We start from the raw sequence: 24,597 nt of genomic DNA, 5'->3' as shown, positions 1-24,597 counted from the left end.
ATATAAAAGCCAAAATTAAATATTATCCCGCACCCAATTTCTAAAAGCTTGAATTGCTTGGCTGCTACCAACAACTTGACTCTGCTGGACGTATTGATTTACTAGCTCAATTATCGGAATATCTGGAAATGTAGGACTAAAATCGGACTCTACATATTTTCCAGCTTGCAAGACATTAATCTGTAGTCCTTGTTTTCCGTATCGCCAAAGTTCTGGCACTCCCAAAATTTGGTAATTCTCCAACTGCGTGCGGGAAGTTAAATCAATTTCTATGGCTAAATCTGGGGGTGGGTCTACACTTAAATTTATGCGATTTTTACCAATAATTGCTGCTTGATTTTTAATGTAAAAACAGGCATCCGGTTCTACTCCCTGAGTCATTTTTTCACTTTTTAGGGTTGTTGAACCTAAAGCATCGTAATTGATACTTCGTTCATTCAATAAAATTTTTACCAGATCGCCAATAATTTCTTTGGCTTTTTCATGTTCGGGCAAGGGAACCATAATTTCTAAAAAACCATGACTATAGGAAAGTCTGGCTGCACGATGTTCTCCCAATTCCGCCAAAATATTTTCAAATTGCTGCCAGCTAACGTCCTCAAGTAGCAGTTGCTGTCCCGGTTGAATCCTCAATTGTCTTAACTCTAGTAGCATAAAGATTCATCCAACTCTTTTACTACAATATATCGACCCCGCAACACACTAATTGCCGCATTCATCCCCTGCGAACTCATCTCAAACATCGGCATAAAACGGGCAATTTCTCCAGCAGTAGTTTGCCGCCAGCATTCACTCGGCATTGGGTTGAGCCAAGCTAAATAACGTATCGATTGCTGTAACTCCTCAATCCACGTTTTAGTATTCTCAACCCGTTCCTGGTCAAAATTTCCCCGTGCTGCCCCGGCATCGCTAACAATTAATACCGCCGCCCGTTCTCCAATTTCCTCCAACACTTCAGAAATATGCTTGGCATCAAGCATTGCAGGATGACAATACAAGTATTCATCCGGGTAGTCATGAAAATAAAATACATTGGTTGTTCTCAACCGTCCTCCCCGTTGTGCCGTTTCCACCAACTGCCGCGACAAATCATGAAACGGTACCATTGAGCCTTCCTGGTCAATTAGTAACACCAAATCAGTGCGATTGGTACGTGGTGGCATTAGTACAGGTTGCAGTAAAATACCCTCACGCCCAATTTTTGCCACTGTCGCCTCAACATCTAACTCCGTAGGAACTCCTTGGCGCACCGGACGACGCAGATAACGCCAGCATTGCTTCATTTGTCGCTTGGTAACGGGAAAATACTCTGTCAACAGCATATAGCGGGGGCGTTTCATTTCCCTATCCCGGCGACTACTCCGCACAGCTTGGACTGCTTGCACTGGTTCGGGGGTGATAGTGGGAGGTGTCTCTAAATCTGGTAATGGCTCATCAAGTGAAGGTGTTTCAACTGAGGAAACCTGTAAATCTTCCGGTGTAGGTTTGGAAATATTATTTTCTGTGCTTTTATCTTCCTTCCCTGATTCTGCTAAAGAATGTCGCCACATCTGCTCAAACAAGCGTTGAATCAAGCGATTTTCCTCCTCAGACTTTGCCCACAACATACAGCAAAGCTGCTCTAATTCGTGGCGATCGCTAATTCCAAAACCTGCTTCTAAACTACGCACAACCACTAAATATTCTTCAACCCCCAACGGTAAACCATGTCGCTGTCGTAGAGTGTTAAAAATTTCTAGTAGTGGTAGTTCTTCTAATTTCATGATTGTTGCAAATACCGCAGATGGTCTTCCCATTTCTTCAACAAAACTTCTGGGAACGGGATTTCTCCCTCAAGCTGTTTTAACACCTCATCTTGAGGAAATTGACGTAACACTGCAAACCAATCAAGCAACTCACTTGTACTAACTTTTTTACCAGCTTTACCCTTCTCCATTTTCTGCCGCAGTTCGCTAAAACGCTTCACCGCAGCTTCTACTAAATCGGAGGAAGATTCGGTAAAGTGGGACTTGACAATATTAGCTAATTGTGAATATGGAAAGTGAATATAATAAAACAGACAGCGCCGTAGGAAAGCATCAGGTAAATCCTTTTCATCGTTGCTAGTAACGAAGACAATGGGAGGACAATTTGCTTTGACTTCTTCCCCCTTTTCTTCAATCGTAAACTGCTGCTCATCCAACTCTCGCAACAAATCATTGGGAAAGTCAATATCAGCTTTATCAATTTCATCAATTAATACTACAGTGCGTTTTTCATTTTTAAACGCACGTCCCAAAGGTCCCAATTTAATGTAATTATCTAAATTCTCAACTTTGGAATTGCTAGCTTTCCCCACACGAGAGAGTTGAGCATCATGCAAACGACCAACCGCATCGTAGGTGTAAAGCCCATCTTTTGCCCTGCTTGTAGACTTAATATACCAAGCTTCGTAAGGTAAGCCCAATTCGTAAGCCACCGCTTGAGCCAAAGTTGTTTTACCGCATCCCGGTTCACCTTTAAGCAATAAGGGACGTTTTTCTAAGAAAATAGCGAGGTTAATGGCTTTTATGAGTTCTGATGATGGCAAGTAAGGAGAAAGCCCCTTTTTTTGGCACTCTTGGGATGAAATTGACTTGCCAGCATAATATTGCTTGCCATTGGCGGTGAGTACGCTTGCTAAATCAGCCATTTCGCTAAACCTCCTTCCCAAGTATGACCACAATGGCAGCAAATTTCTTCATAAACAAATTCTGGAATACCGTTTTCCGACTTCTCAAACAATATTTTGGATGTTAACCCGATGGGTATTTGTATACTCTCCATCGCCGTCACCATATCAATCCAATCATCCAGCACATCTGGTGGAAATGGGCTGACGGGTGGTAAGTGCAAAGGTATTCGCGGGTACTCTGGTTCATCAAATTGCTTTGCCAGTAGGATGTTTGACTCACAAACGCTGCCGCTATTATCTACCAGAAACATTAATAAGTGTGTACTCCATTGAGTGGGAGGGCAATTTGCTTCCACTTGTGTCACCAGTGGTTTCCAGAACTCTTGCAACCACGCCGCTAGAACCTTTGGTGGCATATAATCCACAGTGTAAAAGATTAAAATTACATCTTGGGTGGAAAGGCGATCGCATATTTTGTGAATAATCTCCTTTGGTTCAATATCCTTCGGTAAACGGAACCAAGATGCTAGCTGTCGCCACAGATGAGGGATGCTTCTACCTGCACCGTTGTGACTCACATCGATTTTAATTGGCGAGATATTTTTCCACTCTGGCTTCAACCGGAACAAGCGATTTACCAAAAGTTGCTGTCCGCAGTAAGGTTCACCATGAACCAAGAAAGCAGCAGTTCGGTGCAACTCCATGACTTTTCTAACTAACCGCGCTTGCTGTTTAAAGTCCATTTGCAACAACAAGTCAAATAGTAAATGCGGCGGTGTTTTAACGCCTGTAAACTCTGTAATAATTTTATCAATATTTATCTGAATATCTACGCCAACATCTTTACGGATTTCTGTTAGCAAAGCACAAAGTGCTGGTTTCCCGGGAGCAATTTCGCTATAGATATCTAGCACCTTAACCATATCAGTTATAAAGATATCTTTTGAAGTATTCCAGGTAATACGTTTTGATATGGTCTCATTAATACCAAAAGCCTTGATTAAATAAGATTGGCAATCTTTCTCATCCTTGAAATGTTGGGTGAGAAGAGGCAATATTTTTTGTATTAAATCACTATTTATTGCCATGTTTTAAGTAACTACAAAAAATTCAAACGTAAGATATCCGATAAATTCAGAGTTAGGTTGACCTACTCACTTAGAATTGCTCAGTAATATGGCTGACCTCTATAAGCTGCGATCGCCCCTCTACAAAAACCATTAACACGACCCCATCCGTCTACATCAAGTCGTGAAGCTGTTGCATCAAAATTTAAGAGTAACTGTTCTAGAGAAGGATATAAATCCAGAAGCCACTGTGAAGAATTGCGTATAAATTCATTTATAATCCGAATTGCTTCGGGGTGATACAGGTAAGCTCCTTTCAATGAAAGGTTTTTCTCATTTGAAAAATACTTAGGTTTTTCAGCTTCAATGTCAGCTAGACCAAGCACAAATTCTCCCTGATAGAAGGCAGTATTTGAATCAAGTACAAAATCATCAATCCAAGGAACTATAACTTGTTTGATTCGTTTGATAACAGGAACAAAATAATTTCCACCTAGAGTAACATTAAATATTGACTCAGAATAATAATAGAGATATGTTAGAGTACAAGTCAGAGGAAGATTAGGAAGAGAATCCGATTGCCTGTTGAGTTGAATGTTTAAAATGTTTCTAAGTAAATGATTTCGATGCTCTTGAACTCCCAAGATAAACACTACATATGTTGCAATTGCTAAAGGATAGAGCCGAATAAATCTGCTTTTTTCATCTAGAAATTTATTTTTCAAGGGTAAAGCTTGATTTGCAATAATTTTGAATGCTCTAACTAGTGATGGTACATATTTGGAATTATGGTCATGATAAATCATTCTTGCAATAATTTGTATAAATGGTTCACTTATTGCTTCTAAATACTGAATACATTGCAGACATTGAAACTGATTATCCGTTGATATTACTATAGGACAAGCATCAAGTTTACCCTGCATGACCTTAACTAAATCTCTCGCCTCTTGCAGCAATAACTTTTCCAGAGTGAGCAAAGCATTATTAGATAAATATTGGTCAACTTGTTCAATAAGAGAATCGGAAATACCGCGTGAATTACTAATAGTTTTTGCTCTAATATTTTGTAACAATTGATCTATACGTAACTTTACATCTTCTCCTACATCCTCACGAATTACCTCCAACAATACACAAAGCGCAGTTTTCCCAGGAGAAATTTCCCCGAAAGCAACTAATTCATTCACTAAATTGGGAATAAAATCATTGGTAGGTGTATTCAAAACTAGGCGGTGCTGCACTGAGTTATCTGTTCCCAATGCCCTGATTAAATACCCCCGACGCTGGCTTTCATTCTCCATCAGTGGTCTAAGCAAAGGTAATAATTTTTGCATTAATTCGCTACTAAGTGCCATACAGCTAGCTATTGCTGTTCAGAGAGTCTTTATATATAGTAAATTACGCTTATTTTACCTGTATTGCTTTTAGCATCATAAAATCAATTAGATACACCCCAAACCTTGATTATCCTGGCATTGTCTGCACTGACTAAAGTTTTACCATCTGGACTAAGGGCAACACAATTAACTTCGCCCAAATGCTCAAAAGTATAAAGCAAATCCCCGGTATGAATATTCCAAATCCTGATAGTCTTGTCTTGACTGCCACTAGCGAAAATTTGACCATTTGGACTAAAGGCAACACAATGAACATCGCTTAAGTGTTGCGTGAGGGTACGTATAACTTCGCCAGTATGAAAATTCCACAACGCGATCGCTCGATTGGAACCACCGCTGGCAATTATCTGTGCATCAGGGCTAATTGCTACTGACCACAGCATACCATTCGGGTTAAACAGGGATACTATCGAGCCAAGCAGGTTTCCCGCCGGATTGATTGTACGTAGTGGGCTGCGATTCTGCCAATCCCAAATCTTAATCTCGCCTTGAGAACATCCAGCCACGAGAAATTGTCCGTCAGGAGTGAAAGCAAGAGAATTTACATCTATCGCATGTCCCCACAGGGTATCTAGCTCTTTTCCTGTTTTTAAATCCCACAGCTTAATTATGTTAACTTGACCAGTGGCAATGATATTACCTTCCGGGTTGAAAGCAAGGCTGTTCACCCGAAAACTTGATAATCCACTTCCCAGAGTTTGTTTAAGTTTGCCTGTGTATACATCCCACAACTTAATGTTGCCGTTAGTCGTGTCGATGTTGCTGCTACTTCCTGGCTTTTAATGACGTGATTGTTCGTCATAAGTAAATCAGGTGCAACCATAAACCCCGTACCTAAACCTTTGGGAGTAGCGATACGAACCACAGCTTTTGATGCTTCCAGAGCCAAGTTTAAAATGTAGATATCGCGTAAGGTATTTTCCCCAATAATCTTTTCTTTGATATCAGCCGTACTATCCATTCCTCTCCAATTGTTAATTCCACGGCTAGGACTGGCTGGAACATCAAGCGGGTAATTCTGAAATAGTTCTACTATAAAATCTTTATCCTCATCCCCAGTAAAGGGCTGAATATAGTTGAGGAAGACAGCAAGGGCTTCTTTATCGTAAGCAACTCGTCCAAATTGGCAGAAAAACCGCACCGCTTCCACAGAAACGCCCATCGGCGATCCATCCAAATCTAACCGCGCCATGATAGTATCTGCTTGGGCTACACCTTGCAATGCACCTGCAACTAAACGACAGCGATCGCGCACGTTGGCAAAGTCAGGTAAGTTTTGTACAATGCGGGTGAGGCGTTGAAAGTCAGGTTGAGATAGCTGAACGGTCAAGGTTACTGCTCCTGTACTATCAGGCGTTTATATTTTAGTTGAAGACAAGACAAATTTGTGACTGCCACCACTGACATGTAGTTTAGCGCTTATTGTTCCAAGTAGCTTTGTGTACTTTTGTACTTTTCAATCTCGACTATGGGTAAAAATAAAGTATCTTCTATTTCTTGTCGAACTGTGCCACTCACTGCACAAGCACTATTTAAGCAATCTACTAATAGTTTATTGGCATCGTAGTATTGTTTTAGTAATTCCCATTGTTCATTTTTAAGATGGTGTAGGTTATGTCTAATATTTCGATATTTCACTATCAATCTTCTAAGCCTATCAGCCCAGATTCGACCTTCTGTTAACCCCCAGTTTTTATAGCTCTCCCAGTCTTCCCACGAGAAGCTAGGTAATGCGTTTTTTATCTTTTCAAGTTCCGCTCTAAATTCAGCTTCAACTTGATATGCAGTTAGCTTTTCATATCCTTGAAGAAACTGTTGATTGGTATGGAAATAGCTAAAAGCATCTATCACGGGTGGATCAACAGCTATACAATAAGCGTTGTATAGGAATAAAGCAAGTTCAAAGTCAAGGACACAATCGGGAGCATATTCAGGATTAATTACAGAATTAATATCAATGTCAAAGGTGTGCGTAGAGCAAAAATTTGAAGTATCTTGAAAGTCAAGAAGAATGTCATTACGATTTATTGAGAAATAAAAGGCTCTAATTTTTGCCGGATGATAGGTAGCAGTAACAGACTTGGATTTTGCATAAACACGAGTAAGAAAATTTTGAAGCTCTTTATCTGCACCTAGTACGTAGTCAATTTCGTTCTTTATAATTTTTAGTAGTTGTTCGCTATTAGAGGATAGCTCAGTAGTAATTAAAAATATTTCTCGGTAACGTGTTTCAGAAATATGCTTGGCTAGTATTTCCCAATCAGCCTGTTCGCAAAACCATTTAGCTGCAAAATACTCCTGGAAAGTAAGGTGAGAGAAAGAGTAAATGCGCTGTGCCCTTTCTACTAATAACCCATGCTGTGCTTCTATCGACTCTAGTATTGTTTGACTATCTTCTGGCGAAATATTAAGATACTCGGCGATGTATGCCTGAATTTCATCTTGTTCAAACAACATATATTGCTCTTGTTCAAACTTACGAACAGCCAAATAAGTTAAGAGTTTCCGCTTCTGCTTGATAGATAAACCATAGTCAACTGAATTACGACGGTCAATTCTCCTAGATTCGTCCCACTTTGCAAGTAGGATTTCCAATCCTTGCTCGTAAAGTTCAGAGAGTTTCGAGTAAAACTTACCTTTATCATCAAATACTCTACAGGTTAAACTTAGCAAAATAGGGGTAACTGCTAACTCGCAAATTTGCTTATTTTCTGGCAAGTTAAACTTATTTAGTAAATTCCATGCTTTCATTTCTCCTTCGTGTGGTTTATTCCGGGCAGTTTCTAAAAACCATTTCTGAACAAACATCGTGATTTGCTCTGAGTTAAAATCAGCAATTTCAAGATAATAAAAATGATTGATTCTGTACTTTTGTGCTTGTACCCTACAGGTGATAATTAACTGATTTTGGTCATAGTTATCTAGAAAACACTCAATTTCATCAACCACTGTATCACTATCTGCTCCTGGAACTTCATCAAGTCCATCGATTAGTAGCAAAATCTTGCCAGCTTCAAGTAAGTCTGTAACTTCCTGTTGAGAGCAAACTCCTCGTAAATAAAAAGTGATGTGAGACTCTAAACTAAAATTACCTAACCTTTTAGCTTGTCTAACGAAATCTCTCAGCTTAATTAAAATTGGTATATGGTCAACTAGCAAATTGCCGTTATTACATTCAATAACAACGTGCTGCAAAAAGGTTGTTTTCCCCGATCCAGGTTTCCCCAGTACCATTAATTTCGAGTAGTCTTTTACTGCTTGAATTCCTGATACTCGCTCCCGTACTTTGGATAAACCAAAACGGTTAAAATCACCTCTTTGGTTACGACCTCGCAACAACTCATCAATTTCTAAGCGAGAGTAGCTGCAAGGTTCTTCAAGGATGTTGACATCGGTATAAAGGCGTTCTATTTCCACTGGATGGGCAACATCCAACAATTGTATTGTTCCGTGCTGTCGCTGATTCTTATCATGTAAGCATTTCCGCACTCTCCGCACCAGGACATCAATATTGTTTATCTCACTTGTTGTAGAAGCAGATTCATCAAGCTGGCAAATAAGTTGATCGATACGCTGCTGTACATCTTCATGGACACTCATTTGCGATCGCCCGTATTCCAAAACCGCGCAAAGAGCTTGTCTCCCACCAAAATCTGCTAACTTATGCATCATATGGGGTATGAAAGTTGCTACAGAACCACCCCAGCTGATGTGTTGCAACACGGGTGCGTCGTTACCCAACGCAGCAATTAAGAAAGATTGACGTTCTCTCTCAGATTCTACAAATGGTCTGAGGATTTCTGTCAACTCATTGATAGTGTTGGGGTCTAATTTCACCATTTGAACGCCAAGACTTTTTCGGGCTTGGTTTGATTGTAGCTTCCTAATGTGAAAAAACCTGTGGATCAATGGGTGCTGTGGTTGCAGAAATCCCTAATTTTCTTACCTGGAAGTCAGTTTCGTACTCAAGCAACTTATTGGTTTGCAAGACCATTATTTTCCCTAGCACTGTTAGTCGGTTTATCGGTAGTCGGATTGCGATCGCTTTACGTGCAAAAAGGCTCAACTTTTGGTGCTGATCCATTTTCTGATTATTTAGGATTGTTGGTTTGGGGTATGAGTGCGGATGTTGCAAGTCGGAGTTTGAGTAATTTGACGGGGGGAGAGGAGAAAAAAGAGTAAATTTGTGTACATCAATTATCATTACCAATGCCATTGCAGAGACGGCGGGCGATGCTTCCAACTGACAGCTTCTGGAACCTCTTGCAACCGGGAAGAAGCCAAAGAATTTTCCAATAAATCTAAAACATTGAAACTGCAAGCAACGGGAGCGCTACTTGTGTGATACATGAGGTGACCACAGGAGCGTCAATTCCGCAAAACGTGACTAGTCCCTTGTTTGCCAGATAGTTTGACATAGCGGCTGGTCATTGTTGATGAGGTATGCCCTAATTGCGCCATTATGTCGAAGTCGCTAGCGCCTTTCTTTTTGGCGTGGGTAGCATGAGTGTGACGCAGCCAGTGGGGGGAGAATTTGATTTCCGCACCCTTAGCAATCTCTTGCATCATTAACCTAATGCCGCGATCGCTTAGCGGTTGTCCCTTATCCCGATGACTCTTAGATGGGAAGACGGGGTCATCGTCGCTGGCATCGCCTCGTATTGCAAGTAATGCCTCGCTAGTTTCCGCATCAAGGACGATGGTCCTGGTTTTATTGCGCTTACCAGTGATCGTTAAAACTAGTTCGGTGTCACCCGAGGAGTTGGTCTCTTCCCGCAACTGACGCCAGTACAGACCTGGGTTGAGAATTTCGGTTTTACCCGTCCTGGGGTTTTTGGTGGTCACTCTACCTATTTCCCCAACACGACAACCTGAGTAATAAAGCAGAGTAAAAAGCACCCAATGGCGCTGGCTTAGTTCTTTAGCAGTATCATCCAGCTTGTAAACTTTGCGTTCCGAGAGCACCCGTTCGGCGGTTTTGTCATCCCAATTAACGGCTAATTCTTCAGCAATATTCAAGGGGAAGTAACCAATAGATTGCTTGCACCCGAACTTCCACAAGGAACGAATAGCACAAACATATTTAGCGATCGCATTCTTACCCAGTCCGATTTTAGGGTTGTTATTTTTATCGAGTTTGGGGTGATACTGTCCGTCTTTGCCTTTATATAAATGGGGTTTAGAGTCTTTGAGGTAGAAGAGGAAAAATTGCAGGTGACCTAGGGTACACAAGCGTAAATCTGGAAGGTTGTATCGTTCCTCCAACCACTGTAACAATTCATAGGCAACCTGGCGGTATGAGCGCTCGGTTTGCTCAGATTTGATGCGCTGCGATTCCAGCCACATATCAATAAGTTGGTGCGCGGACGTTATTCTCTGCCGGTTGGGGAAGTAGTAATCTTTGAAAGTATCTGCGCCATACCTGCCACCCTCGCTCTTTGTGTCGATGACTTCAGCATGAACTATATTTGGCTCGGAGTAAGGGATGGGTAGTAATTCCATTATTTTTTTGCCTCCAATTCGTGATAACTACTTATTATTGTGTCATACCTATAATGTTTATTCCCGGTATCAAAATTTTTCTGGAAAAACTACTTAAATCAAAAGGGTAGTAAAACGATATTTCTTCACCAATTAGCTAAAAGCTTACAAGAATTGTTGAGGGTGTTTTGCCACACAGACAGCACTTTTACGCCTTATTTAGAGCAAGAGCGAAACTCACTTCATTGTGAAAGCAGTGGCTTGTATTTATTGCAATAATAAGAATGCGATGCGTGACACTATCTATATATTATGAAATTAGAGCGATATAACGTATCATTCTCAGTAGTGAGTGCAATTCTTATCCAATGCATGTGTTATTGCTTGTGTAATTCATTTAATTTAGATAGAACTTTGAGCGAATAGAACAGCAATCATAAGCTATGCAAGCCCATTGGCATTATGCATTAAGAATAATCAAAACTATTGCACCTAGTACCAGATAGTACCCAAAAGAGAGATTTTCAACGTGAGTCCCAGACCAACTACCCAACGAACGACTACAAAAACAAGCAACCCTAAAAATGTTACTAGAACGAAAAACGTTGCTAAAGCGAAAAAAGAAGATTCACAGGATGTAGCTACTACTACCAGTGTCTCTTTGGACGAGAAAGAAGATTCTGCTGACTTAAAGGTTTCTTCCACGTTGTCATTAGATAAGATTATCATACCTGAAACTCAACCGCGTCGCTATTTTGACTTAAAGGCAATGCAATCTCTGGTGGAGTCGGTCAAGCGCGACGGCATCCTAATGCCCCTTTTGGTACGACCAGTGGGAGATAAGTATGAATTGGTGGCAGGTGAGAGGAGATACAGGGCGGCAAAAGAAGCATCTTTTACCGAAGTGCCCGTAACGATTCGGGAGATGTCAGATTCTCAAGCAGTACAGTATGCACTTACTGAGAATTTACAGCGTGAAGACCTAAACCCAGTGGAGGAGACAGAAGGAATTTTAGATTTATTGGCTTTGAGATTGGAAACTGATAGGGAAGGGGCCATCTCGCTATTGAACAAAATAGCGAAAGTCAAACGAGGTTTGGCGGACAACGATGTCCGCCCAGAAGAGCAACAGATAGTTGAAGAAGTGTTTAAAAGCATTGGCAAAATGACCCCAGAGGCGTTTAGGGTACATAGGCTACCTCTACTCAACCTTCATAGTGACATCTTGGATGCTCTGGGTTCTGGACAAATTGAATATACCAAAGCTAGAGAGATAGATAAGGTTTCGTCAGATTCTGACAGGATAGAACTTTTGGAAGTTGCTATAGAGCATTCTTTATCATTAAACCAAATCCGAGAGCAGGTCAAATCTTTACAGCCACCATCCCAGAGCGGGGAACTGCAAAAGCTTCTGGAAAAGACATACAAAAAAGTTAAACAATCCAAGGTGTGGGATAACCCTGACAAACAGGAGAAGTTAAAATCTTTGTTGGCAGAGTTACAAGCGCTTCTTGCTGAGGAAGAGTGATTACATTAACTATAGCAATCCGTGCAGGAGTTGTAAAAAAAGCGGGTCATACATAAACATAAGCGGGAAAATCAAATATTTGATGGTGAGTAACCAATTCAAAGAATCGTTTGATATGAGAAAAAGATTTGCAATCAGGAGAAAACTCTCTCACAAAATTTTTAGCATACAACCAAATGTCTTCTACAGGGTTTTGCGTTGGATCATTAGGAGCACTCTCGTATACAAGTCACTTTCCATTCATCTTCATTGAAGCCCTGATTAATAGTATCTAAGTAAGCTTTAATGTAAACCCACCTAACAACATCCCTGCTTGTTATTTCTCTTTGGCAGGATACCACCCTGCTGGAATGACTTCAAAATTCCATACATCTTTAAAAACATATATGCGCTCTATTATTTCTGATGGAGAAAGTGAATCTTGGCTACCTTCTTTCCAATCTTTTCTATCAACCGTTCCCATTACCAAATAGTTATTACCGATGATTTCGGGATTTGATTGGTTCATTCCAAAAGCCATAAATGATTCGAGCTCCTGCTTTTTGGCAATAATCAAGTCACAATTGGGACAATATTTACACTGCTTATTTAATAAAAAAAGCTGTTTTGGCTCGATATGAATTACCAAGGGAAATTTGCGAATTTTTGTTTTTGTTTCACATTTGGGACATTTGGTGAACGCACAATCAGAGTAGGGGTTTAGAAAAAACCTATGTCGTTCTTTGAAATTTTCCCCTTTAGATTTCTTTGAACTATTTCTAGACATCTGACTAATTCTTATTTCACAGTAAACAACGCCGAATGTAAGTGCAGCTATTAATTTAATCTTTTATACTGATTATTTTAATGTTAAGTTGAAAAATATAGTCCTGATGACAGAACAATAATTACAAACAAGTCATAATGAAACAACTTGAAGGTAAAGTAACATTAGTCACAGGTGCTACACGGGGTATTGGTAAGGGAATTGCTATTGGACTCGGTGAAGCAGGTGCGACTGTGTATGTTACAGGACGCAGCCTCAACCATTCTGATTCCAGTAATGAAGTTTCAGGTAGTCTTGCTGAAACCCAATCAGCAGTTGAGGAAGTCGGTGGTGTATGCATTCCTGTTCAGGTAGACCACAGCGACTCGGAACAAGTGCGTTTGCTCTTTGAGCGCATCCAAGACGAGCAGAATGGACGGCTTGACTTACTGGTAAATAATGCTTATTCAGGAGTCCAGGCTTTAAGAGATGCTTATGGCAAACCTTTTTGGGATTGTGAACCGAGTCTCTGGGACGCTTGCAACAACGTTGGTCTGGGTAGTCACTATGTTGCAAGTGTTTTTGCAGCTGGGATGATGACCAAGCGTCGCTCTGGACTAATTTGTACTATTTCCTCATGGGGTGGTATGTCCTACATTTTTGGTACAGCATACGGTGCTGGCAAAGCAGCCTGTGATAGATTAGCAGCTGATATGGCTGTTGAGTTAAAACCGCATAACGTTGCTTCTGTTTCAATTTGGCCAGGTATTGTTGGTACCGAACACATTACTAGTATGGCTGCCCAAATGGACGAAAAAAATGCAACGCCAAAGAATTATTCGTTGTTCAGCGATCGCTACAACTGGGAAACTCCCTTATTAACAGGACGGGTTATTGCTCAACTTGCTGGCTCACCTAATGTAATGCGTCGTACAGGACGTGTGCAGATTGTTGCGGAACTGGCCCTTGCATATGGCATTGTAGATAAGGATGGAGAACGTCCTGTATCACTACGTTCTCTGCGCTTTTTAGTACCGTTTGCATTACCTGGATTGAGAAAGCACTCGTGGCTTATACCCGATATTAAAGTGCCGTGGTCACTGTTACTACTGAGTGCGCTCAGTTCGCCTAAAATTTAGTAAGTCTGATGAATCAAAAATTACAACTAAACGATGAGAGTTGATATTAGATGATTAAACGACTCTTTTATCAATTTTCGTGCCCGTCAAAATCGCTTTTTTTAGAAAAATATTTATAAAAAAATGCGCTACGCGCCCTTTGAGGGGAGAGTTACTAAAATACAAAATCTATGAAAAAAATCTCCCCCAATCCAAGCACAACACTCACAAAAAATCCACAACTTCAAAATTCAACACATAATCCAAACGCTCACACTCTCACGCATAATCCTGCGGAAGACTGTGAATTGGAACTGCTTGCTCATGAAGCCTTCGAGCGTTCCTACTACTTACATCTGGCATACAGCGTTTACTAAATAAATGCCTGCCAAACCACAGGCAGGCAATCAGTTGTTTGAACCTGAAAAATATGACAACAAATATCGAACAAAACATCAATTACCTCACCCTACAAGAACTTTCTTTGGAAGCTGCCAAACTTTGGGAACAACTAGAAGAAGCTGAAGATGAGCAAAGTTTCGTGGAGCAGCTTCTAGAGCAACTTTTCCAAGTGCAAGGTGCAACAGAGCGCAAAATTGATGCGATCGCCTACGTTGCTGACCAGTTGAAACTGGACATAGATGTATGGCAGAGCCGTCTGGAGGCGATCACCGAGTTGCACACCACAGTCATTCAGCGCAAACAAAATCAGCTTGAATCAATAAAATCCTATCTGCTGCATCTTTATGAGAAAGGTATTCTTAGTGAGCGCAACTCAGGAATAGAGAGGGAAATCAGTTTTCAGAACAATCCACCCAAGGTTGTGCTGAAGCTCGACCCACTAGACCCATGCTTCCCAGAGGAATTCCGGGAGGTACGCATCGAGTATCGCCCCTTTACCAAACAAATTCTTATGGCACATAAAGAAGGTCGTGATGTGAGCACGATTGCAGAAATTGAAACGGGCAAGCATGTCCGCTTCAAATTCCTTTCCTCTAAGTCAAGGAAAGAAAAAGCTAAGGCGTAAACTACGTAAGGATGTAGGAATTGGCGGGTGGGTTAAAAAAAGTAGAAGTAATCAGGAATTGACCATCGCGACATCCTTCCATATCAAATCTATGATTATGGCGAGTCCAGTCCTGATAGCGTATCCCGAGGGCGGGACGCTTTGCGACGGAGTGCGTGTCCCGTTCAAAGCAGCGTCTTTGCAGGAGATACGTGTTGGCATAAGCCTCCACAGGGCTTACAAAGCAGCGTATCCGTAAGGACTCAGGGACTCAGGAGATACCCGAAGGGCGGGGGACTTCCCGCCCGTTTAGTTAAAATTAGGGAGAAAGCGCTACTTTGAAAAACTATGAAAGAAATAGCAGCTGTATTTGATGGCAAAGTTTTCCATCCCGCTGAACCAATTACCCTACCAGCAAATACTCGCGTCAAAATTATTATTGAAACCTTAGAGACTGATGAACCAGAAACGAATTCATTTTTGCAAACAGCGCGAGCGCTGAACCTAGAGGGACCATCTGACTGGTCAGTCAAACTAGATCACTATTTATACGGTGAAGAAACGACTGATGAGGACTGAAGTTTTTCTGGACACTTCTTACGCAATCGCTTTGTCTGTGAAAAATGATGATTTCCATGAGCAAGCCGTTCGACTGGCTGATTTGCTACAAGCAGCAGGAACACGCTTAGTAACCACCCAGGCAGTACTTTTAGAAATTGGCAACGCATTATCGAGACAACGCTATCGTCGAGCAGCAGTCGTATTGTTGAATGCTCTGGAAACAGACTCCAAGGTAGAAATTGTTTCCTTATCGGGGCAACTCTATACACAAGCGTTCCAGTTATATTGCCAAAGACTTGATAAAGAATGGGGGCTAGTAGACTGTATTTCTTTTATAGTTATGCAAGAGCGTGGGATTACTGAGGCACTAACCGCTGATGAGCATTTTCAACAAGCAGGCTTTCGCGTATTACTGCGAGAAAGCTTGCCCTAATAGGGGCATACAGAAAGAAAAATCGATGCAATCGCCTTACATCCCCACCGCTCCCATTCGATGGGGTATTACGGCGAACGGATAAACCAACGCAGACTGCTTAAACTGCGGGAGGAACTACTTTGAAAACACTCTTTCTAGCAAGGCTTGATCCAGTTACATTAGCATCGCGATTTCAACGCAGTTTTGAACATCAAACAACGAGCAATTCTCCCAACGACGGTGGAGCAATACCTCCGCAAGGCTCAGATGGTTTCAATTAGATGAGAAGCCCATGTCGTGTCGTCCGCCGAATGGCGGCGCTGGGAAGAGAGCTTACGCTCTCATCATGTGGTGAATACAAATGTTCCTATATCCAACCAGACAAATGTCTGGTTGTTTCTTCATAAAAAATATATTAGTGATAGATAATTGACCAAAGTAAGCTACGCTTGAATGAGAAAAATTGATTGATACTGGCGACATCGCTACACCTATAAGCCAGCAACAGAGATAACGGAGATATCAAATAGACACGTCCGGAATATTAACAAGGTGTCAAAAAAATGGTAGAACGGAATTTTGACCGCCCTACCATGATGAAAAATCCACTTCATTATATTTAAGAATATCCGCACCGAACAAAACAAATACTGGGAATAACACTTGCTCAGTTTCGAGACTTGTTAGTACAAGCCGAACAAAATAAATCTGCTCAACAGACTGTATGAAATAGATTTCATCCCACCTCCAAAAGTGCCTTTAGGAGGATTGGAGTTGATGCAGAAAGCTTTTAAGAAATTCAAAAGACTTTTCAGTCCCCTTGCCAAAGCCTACAAACTAAGAGTTCCCAAAGGCATAATGTTGGTGGGTTCCCCAGGCACAGGCAAATCACATTCTGCTAAAATCTGCTCCCAAATCCTGGGCGTTCCTCTCATCCTAGTAGATTGGGGCAACTTTAGAAGCTATGGCAACCAAGCAGAAAGAAGACTGAAAAAACTACTGAAATTAGCAGATCGTCTCAACGAAGTTGTCATTTATTTTGACGACTTTGACAAAGGATTTGCTGGAGATGATGATGTAGCCAGAAGGCTTGCAGGACAGTTATTAACCTGGATGCAAGAGCGCACCAGCAATGTGATTGTGATTGCCAGTGTCAACCGCATGGAATGGTTGCCCCCAGAACTTACTAGGGCAGGAAGATTTGATTACATCTACAAAGTAGACCTGCCCAACTATGGAGAAAGGCACACAATTTTCAAACTGCACGGTGGCAGATTTGATGAAAGATTCCTTAGTGGCGACTTATATACGGAGGAGGAGTGGCGGCGGTTGCTCAAAGAAACCAACCGTTGTGTGGGGGCAGAGATACAGACAATTGTAGAGAGAGCAGCAGCAACCACCTTCTGCCAATTGTTTCCAGAAGACGTACCTTTACCAACAGATGGGGGACTGCCACCACTGTCCATATCTGTTGCCACTCTTTTGGAAGAACGTCGGCAAATCAATCCATTGGCTATCAGGGAAGCAGACAGGGTGGAAAGTATAAGGAACAAGGCTGACCTTCAGGGATTACCTTCGTCTCCTGCCGACTCCTCTCAGTACGCTATTGGCAACGTTGATATATTTGGTGAATAAAGATGAACCACACACCGCATACACCCCAAGCAAAAACTCTACGTAAAGGGAAAAATTCCCTTAACACCCCCCAAGTTCTACTGAAATACTTGAACATAATTGGTCCAATAGCAGGTTTCAGTTTAGCAATAGGGTCGATACTGCTTTTGCTGCTAGCTTTAGCAGCACGTTCTCCCCAACAACTACCCATAAGCGCGATCGCAGTAGTGGGAGACAAGAAAATTGAACTCGAAGTAGCCAAGAAACCACAAGAGTTGGCACATGGACTTAAATTCCGTTCATCATTGCCGCAGAACAGAGGAATGCTTTTTGAGATAGCGAAGCCTCAAAAAGTTCGGTTTTGGATGAAGGATGTGAGGATTCCCCTAGACATTATCTTTATCCAGCCAAACGGTGTGGTCAACACAGTAACTGCCAACTCCCCTCCTTGCCCCAAAGAACCTTGCCCTCTCTACTACTCCACCACTCCAGTTAACCGCGTACTTGAGCTTCCAGCAGGAGCTGCACAACAACTAGGGATTGAACCAGGCACCACTATTCAAATCAAAAATTCAATTAATTCTCGCTAACCCCCAAACTGCCAAACACCCCCACCAAAAACTGGTGGGGTCTACTTTTTTATGAAGAATCTTCAAAGAAATCATTATAATTATAAAGTTATAAAGTCTAAAATAAGTATTTTTGAAAAGTGATACATATATATACTTATATCAGTTGATGTAAGGAAAAACAGATATAAGAAAATACGAAATTTGATAGCAGACTGAAGGCGAGGAATTGGTACAAAATAGCAGAAACATAAAGTTGATAGAATTCTGCTCATGAAATACGACATTCCCGAGTACAACAATGACCCATATCTGAGCTACGAAGAAATGGAACGATATCCAATTGTAGGGGCGAAAAAACGGAGCATTCAAGAAAAAAGTTCAATTGCACTGTTGATGGCAGCAGCAGCGGGACTGATGATAGTGGATATTTCCTTACACCAGCTAATCATGTCCTCCCTAATACTTCTCACCGCCATTGTTCTAGCAGTCCCCAAAGAAGCCAACAAGCTGCTAACAAACTTTGAAAAATTGCAGCGAAAAATGGGGATGAACTTATATGGAATCTTGTTGATGATTGTGGCAGTAATCTTTATGCTGGACTTTGCTACCGCCCCAGCTTCTGCACAATTTTTAAATAATGCAGAAACATGGATGACAAGTGCTTTTACAGGCATTTCAGCAGATGCTATCAAACTAGTTTTCAACGTTTTGAGGGGGCTATTCCTAGTCTATCTGGGTATTTCTCTAGTAAGGATTGTGAATGCTGCCAGAAACGATGAAGACTGGCAAAACCTAGCAAGAACACCATTGATTATTGCTATCACAGTAGTAATTGGGGATATTCTTTCAGGATTAGTTACTGGTGGTGGCGGTGGTGGCGCAATATAATCACGCCTTCCGCCCGTAAGTTTCATAGCGTAGTCTCAGGCTGGAACTACCCCCAACATCCGAATAGATATGTCAAAGCGGAGTAGAGAATTTAGAACAGTTAACCGAGTTTTGGGAGAACAGCCCAGGATTGGTCCGTTTCCCGCAGATCAAGTATTTCCCTGGACGGTAATTGCAATGGCTGCATACTTTATCTGCAAGGAAATGTTGCAAGCATCGTGGTTAGTAATTGGGTTAGTAATTGCTTGGGGATGGGCGACCTGGTGGACTCTGACCAGCAACAAAAACTGGTTATCAAAGTTTGTAGGAGTACCCAGAGTCACCAGAGGATACAAAAGCTTCTACTCTTTTGTACAACAGCCAGAAACTCCAACACCAAGTTCTAGAAAAAGAGTGAGACCCCGAAAATAAGTATTCATCTAATACACTAATACAGTCAAAAATGGATCGTCACAATGAGTTCTTCAATTAAGGGAAAACCGCCTAAAGATAAGGTAGGAATCAAAACTATCTCCACCAAAGAAATTGCAGTAGCTAAGCGCCTTACTCCCTTTGAGGACTTAACTCATATAGCAGGTATTGCTAGCATTTCGATTGGGGGAAGAAAGGATATTGGAGCAATTATTCTCAAAAAGAATGATGGATTGCAAATCAAATTCTGCTTTGACTGCCAAGGCATTCACCCCTCTGTGTCAGAAGAACAAATTGTGCCGATTTTCGAGGGGATAGAAGCAGGACTCAAAGAAATCCCCTACGGAGAAACACTTACCCTCCATCTCGGTTCGTTGGAAGCAGCATTTGCGCTTACAGAGAAAGAGGACTTTAGAGCTAGCTTTTTAAAGAAACTTGCGGAAGTCACTCCTCCTGGCGCATTTAATGGAAGCATTCAAACATCGCTAGTTCCCCACTATGTTAGTGAACCTAGAAAAATTGGGTCAGGAAAATGGCAGGTTGATGTAGTTGCTACCCTTGTCACCTTTTCCAAAGAAGATAATGCAGGAAGTGGAATAGCCTTTAACAAAACTGTTACCGTCCAAGCTATCAGCACTCCTCAATCCCCTCCAGATACTACAGAGATTGCTAAAAAAATTTACCAGGCTCGCCGCTCTGGTTTAGAAATTACTGAAATCGTTGATTTGGATTTACAGAAAAACCAGCAATAGCTATCGCTAAATTTATGAGTGATAATCAAACAAATTTTGATAATAATGGACACTTCAATTCTTCAAGTAATACCCAGCAGCTACTAGAGGATGATGAAACCTCAGCATCTTCAACAGAGAATGTTAATAATGGTGATAATGGAAATAAAAAAAGTACAGTAAATAGTCTCCTCCACCTAGAAGAAGATGAAACTTCCCTGTCAGAAGTAGAGGATGATGATAGTGAGGATTCAGCAAATGAAGATCCGGCTCTAGTACAAACCAAACATTCCTTAGTCAACTCTCCCTGGTCCCGGTTTGGGGTGGTTGGTGGTGGAGCGGCAGTAATTTTCTTCTTGATATACCTCTTTTTAGGACCCATTATGAATGGGGACTTAGCTAGTAAGAAAAAGGAATCAAAAGTTGCAGCAATACCAACTACCACTGAGGAGAAAAAAGAATCCAAAAAAGATGGGGATGTATATGCAAAGTTAGCGCTGCAAAGACAGGCAGATGAGCTAGCGAGACTAAATGGTCAAAAAACACCAAAAGAACCAAAAGAGCCAATTAAAGCCCCTTCTGAGAACAAAGACAAGCAAGAATTGCTGCCAAAGACTGCGACTGCTAGACCAGTGCAACAGGTAGTAGCAACTAGTGCGTTACCTCCTAGAAGAGTGGCACCTCCACCGCCGACTACACCTACGCCTCCCCCACGCATAATACGCTCTTCACTCCCACCCTCTACTCCTCTACCACCAATACCTAAACTACAAGCAAAACCACAAGTTGCTCTACTACAGAGTCAAACTGAAGTTGCTGCCAAACCCACAGACCCCCAGGCAGAGTTAGAGAGACTGCGTTCTTTGGGGAGTGCTGGACAAATTTACTACACAGCAAATGCAAGTTATACAGAAAACGGGGGTAGATCGGATAACACAGATGACACAGACTACACACCCAGACGTAGGGTAAGCAATCGCCGCAGTTCTAGAACAGAAGAAGTTGCGGGAGGTACGAACAGTGACACAACTGCTTCCACAAGTGCCGGAATAGAACAACTCAAGCCCAGGTGGACGCCTGTAGTTTCTGTAGCTTCTAGAAATGAAGATGAGCTAAACGATACCAGCGCTAACGGAGATTACTCATCAGAAGAAGCAGGAATTATTGAGGGGAAGCAAGAGCAATACTTGGTGGTAGGAGAATATGCAGCAGCCACCTTGGAAACTCCATTAATTTGGTCGCCTGGTGGTCGTTCAAGCAACTCCCAACCCCAATTTGTTGCTCGACAACCCAGGAGCAGGACTAATCCATCTGAGACAAATTGAACCCCTACGCATTAGAGGAATGCCCGTTGCCACTAACGGCGCTCACCTGACAGTGGTGACAGAAACGCTAGGGGGGGAGAGGAAAACCTATAACTTTAGGGTAGTGATGGGTAAAGGTTCGCCAACCTACAGCACCGTGCAAATTACCCCTGACGCAACCAAAGCAGAAGCGCCACCCCCAGATTCAATAGCGATCGCCCTTTGGGCGGCTCCTTCTGGGAGCATCGCCACCATCAACAAGGGCATACAAGTAGCTACAGAAAGCAGGTGGATTACTCCTACAAATCCACTGTGGGGGAAACTGCAAAAGCTGGTGCAAGAGCTAGAGGCTGGCAAGAACCTTACTACCGCAGCCCAGAGTGCGGGAGTCTCCCAAAGGCTTGTGGAGCGGCTACTAGAATTAGGTTCTCAACCGCAAAAGTCAAGAGTTAGACAATCTCCACCTGAAACTTCTACAGCAATCATAAATAGGATGTGAACATTATTCTCTCTTCTTTCCTTTGCGTTCTGGAGCGGTTCGTTTCAAAATCTATGTTCACAACTACGCAGAGGGTAACTTTACTGCACAAATTACAAATTCTCGCAACCAGAATTTATTTGGATCAGGTGAAAAATACTGTAAAAAAATTGTTGTGAATAGAGCTGCATTTGCCAGAGGATATGTTATAAAGCTTTTACTGACTGCTCGTGAACACTAAAGCGAACGCCAATTTCAATTTCAACCCACAATCGCTGGCGTTAACCGAACCAGTACCGTTGACATTACACCCAGCTGAGGTTTATCTCAATAGTCTTGGTGAGGGTTCAAGGCGGACGATGCGAGAGGCGTTGAATGCGATTGCCAGACAGTTGACGGCGGACACTTGTGATGCTTCTACTCTCGATTGGTCGAAGTTGCGCTACCAACATACTGCTGCGGTACGGTCAGTGTTGATGGAAAAATACAGTCCCGCGATGGCGAACAAGATGCTGTGCGCCCTGCGGCGGACGTTGAAGGAAGCATGGCGATTGGGGTTGATGTCTACGGAGGAGTATGGACGGGCAACTGATATTGAATCTGTGCGGGGTAAGAGTTTACTGAAAGGGCGGGCGCTCAATCCATTAGAAATTTCTGCACTATGGGATGATTGTAGAGAGGATAATTCAAGATTAGGAGCGAGGGATGCGGCGCTGTTGGCGGTTCTGACGGTAGGGTTGCGTCGCAGTGAAGTGACACACCTTGATTTGACTGATTTTAAGCCGCGCAGTCGGTCATTAACTATACGGTTCGCCAAGGGAGGCAAGGAGCGAATTGTCTATTTACCTGAAACCGGAGTACGGGCAGTTCAGGATTGGTTGAAAGTTCGCAAAAAAGAACCAGGACCGTTATTTTATCCCTTAGATAAGGCGCAACAAGTTATACCGAGACGCATGAGCGAACAGGGGATATTTCGAGCATTGCAACGGCGAGGAGAACGCGCAGGGGTAGAAAATTTTACTCCCCATGATTTTAGAAGAACTTTTATTGGTAATTTATTAGATGCAGGGGTGGATATTGTCACGGTATCCAAGCTTGCAGGTCATGCGTCACCAAGTACTACTTCTAAGTATGATCGGCGTGGGGAAGAGGCTCTCAAGCGGGCGATTGATTTATTGAATGTACCATTAAAAAGCACTACCTCTAGCAGTAGCCAAGCTTGCGATCATCGGAAACATAAACAGCGAGTTTCAAGAGGGCGAGAAGTGCCAACCACATCGAATCTAAAATGCCCCAGCTGCAAATCAAAGGAGCTTCAAAAAAACGGTTTTCAGGTATTAGCCGATGGGTTAAAGCACCAACGTTTTCAATGTAAAAGCTGTGGTTATGTGTTTACCCCCCTTTTATCAATTCCGAATTAAAACTAGAAGTCAATAATCCCAAACTTGGGATTATGCCCAAGTTTTCACATGTAAGGGCGCTCGTAATATTGCTCATTCTTCACCCCTACCATTGCCATGACGAGGCTCATAACGGAGATACCGCCAGATTTCACGTATCTCTGCCTTGTCCTCAGCTTGTTGACGAGCCAAGTCAGCGAAGAGTCGTATAGTTTCGGTTGTTGACGTTGTAACTAGCTCGGCTAGCTGATTCATACGTTGCTCCAGCCTGCCTATCGCTTCTACATTTCTGGTGGTTTGCTGTTCCAGGTCGGAGATCGCTCCTGAAATGCGAGTGAGTGTTTCATCGTGGCGATCTAGCCGTTCTTCTTGTTGTTTGCGGCGCTCGGCTTCGCTAATGGAGAACTCGGTTAGTTGCCTGTGGGCTGTCGCTATCTGGTTGAGTATGTCGTTGTGGGATGAGACGATTGCTTCAATGACTTGCCCAACGCAAGAAAGAGAAAGAAGTCATCAATTTTGAGCCACTACACGCTTTTACCCTCTCAACGTTAAGAAATCTAGAAAAACTTAAGTCGCAGGACTGGAAGAGAGTATCAATTGCATTGGCAACAGCCACTGGTAGAAGATTGGCAGAGATTCATCAAATGAGTACCGAGTTTAGGTATGTTGACCCAACAACTGTTGACTTCACTGGTCAGTTGAAAGTCAAGGGAGATGCTGCTGAGTATTTTGAGAAAAATCCAAGTTATAAAATCCCTGTGTTGGTTGATGCCGAGCTAGTTGTCAAAGGTCATGCTTGGCTCAAAGAGAATGGCAAGGTCGTAGATAACCCCAAAGCTGTTAATCGTCGCTACAGTGGTGATATCTCTAATGCCATGAAGATTCTCAAAATGAAATTAGGAATTGAGCACGGCTTTTTTACATATAAAGGGCTTCGGGAAATCTACGCCCTGGTCTGTAACGAAATTTTTAACAATAACGACAGCGATAACACTCTTTACTTAGCTCAAATCCTTGGTCATGGTCGAGGAGAATTACTGCGTGGTGATGATTTGATTGATATGCTGACGCCGCAGTCCTACAATAGCAATTTCAAGGTCGTCGGGACGGCATGTGTTTTGTTTTGACTGATGTTGTGTTACAGCGGTTTTCATATGAATAGACCACACTGAGGGAGACCCAAATAAAAAAATGCCCAACCTTTTCCCCTAAGCGCTGTAGACAA

The 24,597-nt window shown here is 42.2% G+C and carries 28 protein-coding genes and 1 pseudogene; 17 read left to right on the top strand and 12 right to left on the bottom strand.

Annotation, left to right across the window (positions count from 1 at the left end; all coding sequences use genetic code 11):
- Positions 1-15: 15 nt before the first annotated feature.
- From MAS10914_RS0100375 to MAS10914_RS29095, 8 genes are all read right to left on the bottom strand, one after another.
- Positions 16-654 carry a Uma2 family endonuclease gene (locus MAS10914_RS0100375; protein WP_017313932.1) on the bottom strand — a complete coding sequence of 213 codons (639 nt, stop codon included), beginning with the start codon at positions 652-654 and terminating at the stop codon, positions 16-18.
- A complete protein-coding gene (locus tag MAS10914_RS0100370; protein WP_232224065.1) occupies positions 645-1,796 on the bottom strand; it encodes a hypothetical protein in 1,152 nt (383 codons plus the stop codon). Before MAS10914_RS0100370 ends, MAS10914_RS0100375 begins: the two co-directional genes overlap by 10 nt.
- Positions 1,760-2,671, bottom strand: a complete 912-nt coding sequence (locus tag MAS10914_RS0100365) for an AAA family ATPase (RefSeq protein WP_017313930.1) — start codon at positions 2,669-2,671, stop codon at positions 1,760-1,762. The genes MAS10914_RS0100370 and MAS10914_RS0100365 overlap by 37 nt, the downstream gene beginning before the upstream one ends.
- Positions 2,659-3,741: a hypothetical protein gene (locus tag MAS10914_RS0100360; RefSeq protein ID WP_017313929.1), complete on the bottom strand. Its 1,083-nt coding sequence runs from the start codon at positions 3,739-3,741 to the stop codon at positions 2,659-2,661. The genes MAS10914_RS0100365 and MAS10914_RS0100360 overlap by 13 nt, the downstream gene beginning before the upstream one ends.
- 80 nt (positions 3,742-3,821) lie before the next feature.
- Positions 3,822-5,078, bottom strand: a complete 1,257-nt coding sequence (locus tag MAS10914_RS0100355; RefSeq protein ID WP_017313928.1) for a hypothetical protein — start codon at positions 5,076-5,078, stop codon at positions 3,822-3,824.
- Positions 5,079-5,161: 83 nt separating this feature from the next.
- Positions 5,162-5,788, bottom strand: coding sequence for a WD40 repeat domain-containing protein (locus tag MAS10914_RS0100350; RefSeq protein WP_017313927.1), 627 nt, complete (start codon positions 5,786-5,788; stop codon positions 5,162-5,164).
- Entirely contained in the window at positions 5,785-6,450 is a 666-nt protein-coding gene (locus tag MAS10914_RS29100; protein ID WP_017313926.1) for a hypothetical protein, read from the bottom strand. Before MAS10914_RS29100 ends, MAS10914_RS0100350 begins: the two co-directional genes overlap by 4 nt.
- A gap of 89 nt (positions 6,451-6,539) precedes the next feature.
- The gene (locus MAS10914_RS29095) at positions 6,540-8,960 is read right to left on the bottom strand and encodes an NACHT C-terminal helical domain 2-containing protein (protein WP_017313925.1); all 2,421 of its coding nucleotides are present in this window, start codon (positions 8,958-8,960) and stop codon (positions 6,540-6,542) included.
- Between the two features lie 48 nt (positions 8,961-9,008).
- Here MAS10914_RS29095 and MAS10914_RS0100335 point away from each other — a divergent pair, with 48 nt between their 5' ends.
- Positions 9,009-9,302, top strand: coding sequence for a hypothetical protein (locus tag MAS10914_RS0100335; RefSeq protein WP_026082235.1), 294 nt, complete (start codon positions 9,009-9,011; stop codon positions 9,300-9,302).
- A gap of 21 nt (positions 9,303-9,323) precedes the next feature.
- Here the strand turns inward: MAS10914_RS0100335 and MAS10914_RS33760 are convergent, their stop codons facing one another.
- Complete coding sequence (locus tag MAS10914_RS33760; protein ID WP_156818045.1) at positions 9,324-9,470, bottom strand: hypothetical protein; 147 nt, start codon at positions 9,468-9,470, stop codon at positions 9,324-9,326.
- Between the two features lie 18 nt (positions 9,471-9,488).
- Entirely contained in the window at positions 9,489-10,622 is a 1,134-nt protein-coding gene (locus MAS10914_RS0100330; protein WP_017313923.1) for a tyrosine-type recombinase/integrase, read from the bottom strand.
- 508 nt (positions 10,623-11,130) lie between these two features.
- Between MAS10914_RS0100330 and MAS10914_RS0100325 the strand changes: the two genes are divergently transcribed.
- Positions 11,131-12,129 (top strand): ParB/RepB/Spo0J family partition protein, encoded by a 999-nt coding sequence (locus tag MAS10914_RS0100325; RefSeq protein WP_017313922.1) that lies wholly within the window; start codon positions 11,131-11,133, stop codon positions 12,127-12,129.
- Between the two features lie 316 nt (positions 12,130-12,445).
- Here MAS10914_RS0100325 and MAS10914_RS0100320 read toward each other — a convergent pair whose 3' ends face one another.
- Positions 12,446-12,895, bottom strand: a complete 450-nt coding sequence (locus tag MAS10914_RS0100320) for a hypothetical protein (RefSeq protein WP_017313921.1) — start codon at positions 12,893-12,895, stop codon at positions 12,446-12,448.
- Positions 12,896-13,032: 137 nt separating this feature from the next.
- On the opposite strand from MAS10914_RS0100320, the gene MAS10914_RS0100315 reads away from it, so the two are divergent.
- The 14 genes and pseudogenes from MAS10914_RS0100315 (at position 13,033) to MAS10914_RS0100250 (ending at position 23,393) form a co-directional block, all read left to right on the top strand.
- Complete coding sequence (locus MAS10914_RS0100315; protein ID WP_017313920.1) at positions 13,033-14,013, top strand: SDR family NAD(P)-dependent oxidoreductase; 981 nt, start codon at positions 13,033-13,035, stop codon at positions 14,011-14,013.
- A 170-nt stretch (positions 14,014-14,183) separates the two neighbouring features.
- Complete coding sequence (locus MAS10914_RS0100310; RefSeq protein WP_017313919.1) at positions 14,184-14,369, top strand: hypothetical protein; 186 nt, start codon at positions 14,184-14,186, stop codon at positions 14,367-14,369.
- Positions 14,370-14,422: 53 nt separating this feature from the next.
- Positions 14,423-15,019 (top strand): siphovirus Gp157 family protein, encoded by a 597-nt coding sequence (locus MAS10914_RS0100305; protein WP_017313918.1) that lies wholly within the window; start codon positions 14,423-14,425, stop codon positions 15,017-15,019.
- 327 nt (positions 15,020-15,346) lie between these two features.
- Positions 15,347-15,577, top strand: coding sequence for an antitoxin AF2212-like protein (locus MAS10914_RS0100300; RefSeq protein ID WP_017313917.1), 231 nt, complete (start codon positions 15,347-15,349; stop codon positions 15,575-15,577).
- Positions 15,567-15,992 (top strand): type II toxin-antitoxin system VapC family toxin, encoded by a 426-nt coding sequence (locus MAS10914_RS0100295; RefSeq protein ID WP_017313916.1) that lies wholly within the window; start codon positions 15,567-15,569, stop codon positions 15,990-15,992. Before MAS10914_RS0100300 ends, MAS10914_RS0100295 begins: the two co-directional genes overlap by 11 nt.
- Positions 15,993-16,114: 122 nt before the next feature.
- Positions 16,115-16,255 carry a hypothetical protein gene (locus tag MAS10914_RS33755; RefSeq protein ID WP_156818044.1) on the top strand — a complete coding sequence of 47 codons (141 nt, stop codon included), beginning with the start codon at positions 16,115-16,117 and terminating at the stop codon, positions 16,253-16,255.
- 418 nt (positions 16,256-16,673) lie between these two features.
- Positions 16,674-17,609, top strand: a pseudogene (locus MAS10914_RS31345) (ATP-binding protein); the annotation flags it as partial.
- Positions 17,610-17,611: 2 nt separating this feature from the next.
- On the top strand, positions 17,612-18,178 hold the full coding sequence (locus MAS10914_RS0100285; protein WP_017313914.1) for a DUF192 domain-containing protein: 567 nt from the start codon (positions 17,612-17,614) through the stop codon (positions 18,176-18,178).
- A 252-nt stretch (positions 18,179-18,430) separates the two neighbouring features.
- Positions 18,431-19,048 (top strand): hypothetical protein, encoded by a 618-nt coding sequence (locus MAS10914_RS0100280; protein ID WP_017313913.1) that lies wholly within the window; start codon positions 18,431-18,433, stop codon positions 19,046-19,048.
- Positions 19,049-19,117: 69 nt separating this feature from the next.
- Entirely contained in the window at positions 19,118-19,459 is a 342-nt protein-coding gene (locus MAS10914_RS0100275) for a hypothetical protein (RefSeq protein ID WP_017313912.1), read from the top strand.
- Between the two features lie 44 nt (positions 19,460-19,503).
- The gene (locus tag MAS10914_RS36335) at positions 19,504-20,211 is read left to right on the top strand and encodes a hypothetical protein (RefSeq protein ID WP_017313911.1); all 708 of its coding nucleotides are present in this window, start codon (positions 19,504-19,506) and stop codon (positions 20,209-20,211) included.
- 14 nt (positions 20,212-20,225) lie between these two features.
- The gene (locus MAS10914_RS29080; protein ID WP_017313910.1) at positions 20,226-21,515 is read left to right on the top strand and encodes a hypothetical protein; all 1,290 of its coding nucleotides are present in this window, start codon (positions 20,226-20,228) and stop codon (positions 21,513-21,515) included.
- A 19-nt stretch (positions 21,516-21,534) separates the two neighbouring features.
- Positions 21,535-21,993 carry a hypothetical protein gene (locus MAS10914_RS29075; protein WP_017313909.1) on the top strand — a complete coding sequence of 153 codons (459 nt, stop codon included), beginning with the start codon at positions 21,535-21,537 and terminating at the stop codon, positions 21,991-21,993.
- A gap of 209 nt (positions 21,994-22,202) precedes the next feature.
- The gene (locus MAS10914_RS0100250) at positions 22,203-23,393 is read left to right on the top strand and encodes a tyrosine-type recombinase/integrase (protein WP_017313907.1); all 1,191 of its coding nucleotides are present in this window, start codon (positions 22,203-22,205) and stop codon (positions 23,391-23,393) included.
- 72 nt (positions 23,394-23,465) lie between these two features.
- Here MAS10914_RS0100250 and MAS10914_RS35165 read toward each other — a convergent pair whose 3' ends face one another.
- The gene (locus MAS10914_RS35165; protein ID WP_017313906.1) at positions 23,466-23,627 is read right to left on the bottom strand and encodes a hypothetical protein; all 162 of its coding nucleotides are present in this window, start codon (positions 23,625-23,627) and stop codon (positions 23,466-23,468) included.
- Positions 23,628-23,881: 254 nt separating this feature from the next.
- Here MAS10914_RS35165 and MAS10914_RS0100240 point away from each other — a divergent pair, with 254 nt between their 5' ends.
- Positions 23,882-24,499 (top strand): protelomerase family protein, encoded by a 618-nt coding sequence (locus MAS10914_RS0100240; RefSeq protein WP_084786284.1) that lies wholly within the window; start codon positions 23,882-23,884, stop codon positions 24,497-24,499.
- Positions 24,500-24,597: the final 98 nt, after the last annotated feature.

This window comes from Mastigocladopsis repens PCC 10914 (assembly GCF_000315565.1).
In the GTDB taxonomy this organism is placed as follows: domain Bacteria; phylum Cyanobacteriota; class Cyanobacteriia; order Cyanobacteriales; family Nostocaceae; genus Mastigocladopsis; species Mastigocladopsis repens.
This window is presented reverse-complemented; position numbering and strand designations above follow the sequence as displayed.

Excerpts from the sequence above, each read along its gene's own strand:
- MAS10914_RS0100375 (WP_017313932.1), bottom strand. The coding sequence starts at position 654 with ATGCTACTAGAGTTAAGACAATTGAGGATTCAACCGGGACAGCAACTG.
- MAS10914_RS0100275 (WP_017313912.1), top strand. The coding sequence starts at position 19,118 with ATGTCAAAGCGGAGTAGAGAATTTAGAACAGTTAACCGAGTTTTGGGA.
- MAS10914_RS35165 (WP_017313906.1), bottom strand. The coding sequence starts at position 23,627 with ATGAATCAGCTAGCCGAGCTAGTTACAACGTCAACAACCGAAACTATA.
- MAS10914_RS0100315 (WP_017313920.1), top strand. The coding sequence starts at position 13,033 with ATGAAACAACTTGAAGGTAAAGTAACATTAGTCACAGGTGCTACACGG.
- MAS10914_RS0100305 (WP_017313918.1), top strand. The coding sequence starts at position 14,423 with ATGACAACAAATATCGAACAAAACATCAATTACCTCACCCTACAAGAA.
- MAS10914_RS0100320 (WP_017313921.1), bottom strand. The coding sequence starts at position 12,895 with ATGTCTAGAAATAGTTCAAAGAAATCTAAAGGGGAAAATTTCAAAGAA.
- MAS10914_RS29080 (WP_017313910.1), top strand. The coding sequence starts at position 20,226 with ATGAGTGATAATCAAACAAATTTTGATAATAATGGACACTTCAATTCT.
- MAS10914_RS29075 (WP_017313909.1), top strand. The coding sequence starts at position 21,535 with ATGCCCGTTGCCACTAACGGCGCTCACCTGACAGTGGTGACAGAAACG.
- MAS10914_RS36335 (WP_017313911.1), top strand. The coding sequence starts at position 19,504 with ATGAGTTCTTCAATTAAGGGAAAACCGCCTAAAGATAAGGTAGGAATC.
- MAS10914_RS0100280 (WP_017313913.1), top strand. The coding sequence starts at position 18,431 with ATGAAATACGACATTCCCGAGTACAACAATGACCCATATCTGAGCTAC.
- MAS10914_RS29095 (WP_017313925.1), bottom strand. The coding sequence starts at position 8,960 with ATGGTGAAATTAGACCCCAACACTATCAATGAGTTGACAGAAATCCTC.
- MAS10914_RS33760 (WP_156818045.1), bottom strand. The coding sequence starts at position 9,470 with ATGTATCACACAAGTAGCGCTCCCGTTGCTTGCAGTTTCAATGTTTTA.
- MAS10914_RS0100300 (WP_017313917.1), top strand. The coding sequence starts at position 15,347 with ATGAAAGAAATAGCAGCTGTATTTGATGGCAAAGTTTTCCATCCCGCT.
- MAS10914_RS0100285 (WP_017313914.1), top strand. The coding sequence starts at position 17,612 with ATGAACCACACACCGCATACACCCCAAGCAAAAACTCTACGTAAAGGG.
- MAS10914_RS0100295 (WP_017313916.1), top strand. The coding sequence starts at position 15,567 with ATGAGGACTGAAGTTTTTCTGGACACTTCTTACGCAATCGCTTTGTCT.
- MAS10914_RS0100365 (WP_017313930.1), bottom strand. The coding sequence starts at position 2,671 with ATGGCTGATTTAGCAAGCGTACTCACCGCCAATGGCAAGCAATATTAT.
- MAS10914_RS0100360 (WP_017313929.1), bottom strand. The coding sequence starts at position 3,741 with ATGGCAATAAATAGTGATTTAATACAAAAAATATTGCCTCTTCTCACC.
- MAS10914_RS0100330 (WP_017313923.1), bottom strand. The coding sequence starts at position 10,622 with ATGGAATTACTACCCATCCCTTACTCCGAGCCAAATATAGTTCATGCT.
- MAS10914_RS0100310 (WP_017313919.1), top strand. The coding sequence starts at position 14,184 with ATGAAAAAAATCTCCCCCAATCCAAGCACAACACTCACAAAAAATCCA.
- MAS10914_RS0100370 (WP_232224065.1), bottom strand. The coding sequence starts at position 1,796 with ATGGGAAGACCATCTGCGGTATTTGCAACAATCATGAAATTAGAAGAA.
- MAS10914_RS0100355 (WP_017313928.1), bottom strand. The coding sequence starts at position 5,078 with ATGGCACTTAGTAGCGAATTAATGCAAAAATTATTACCTTTGCTTAGA.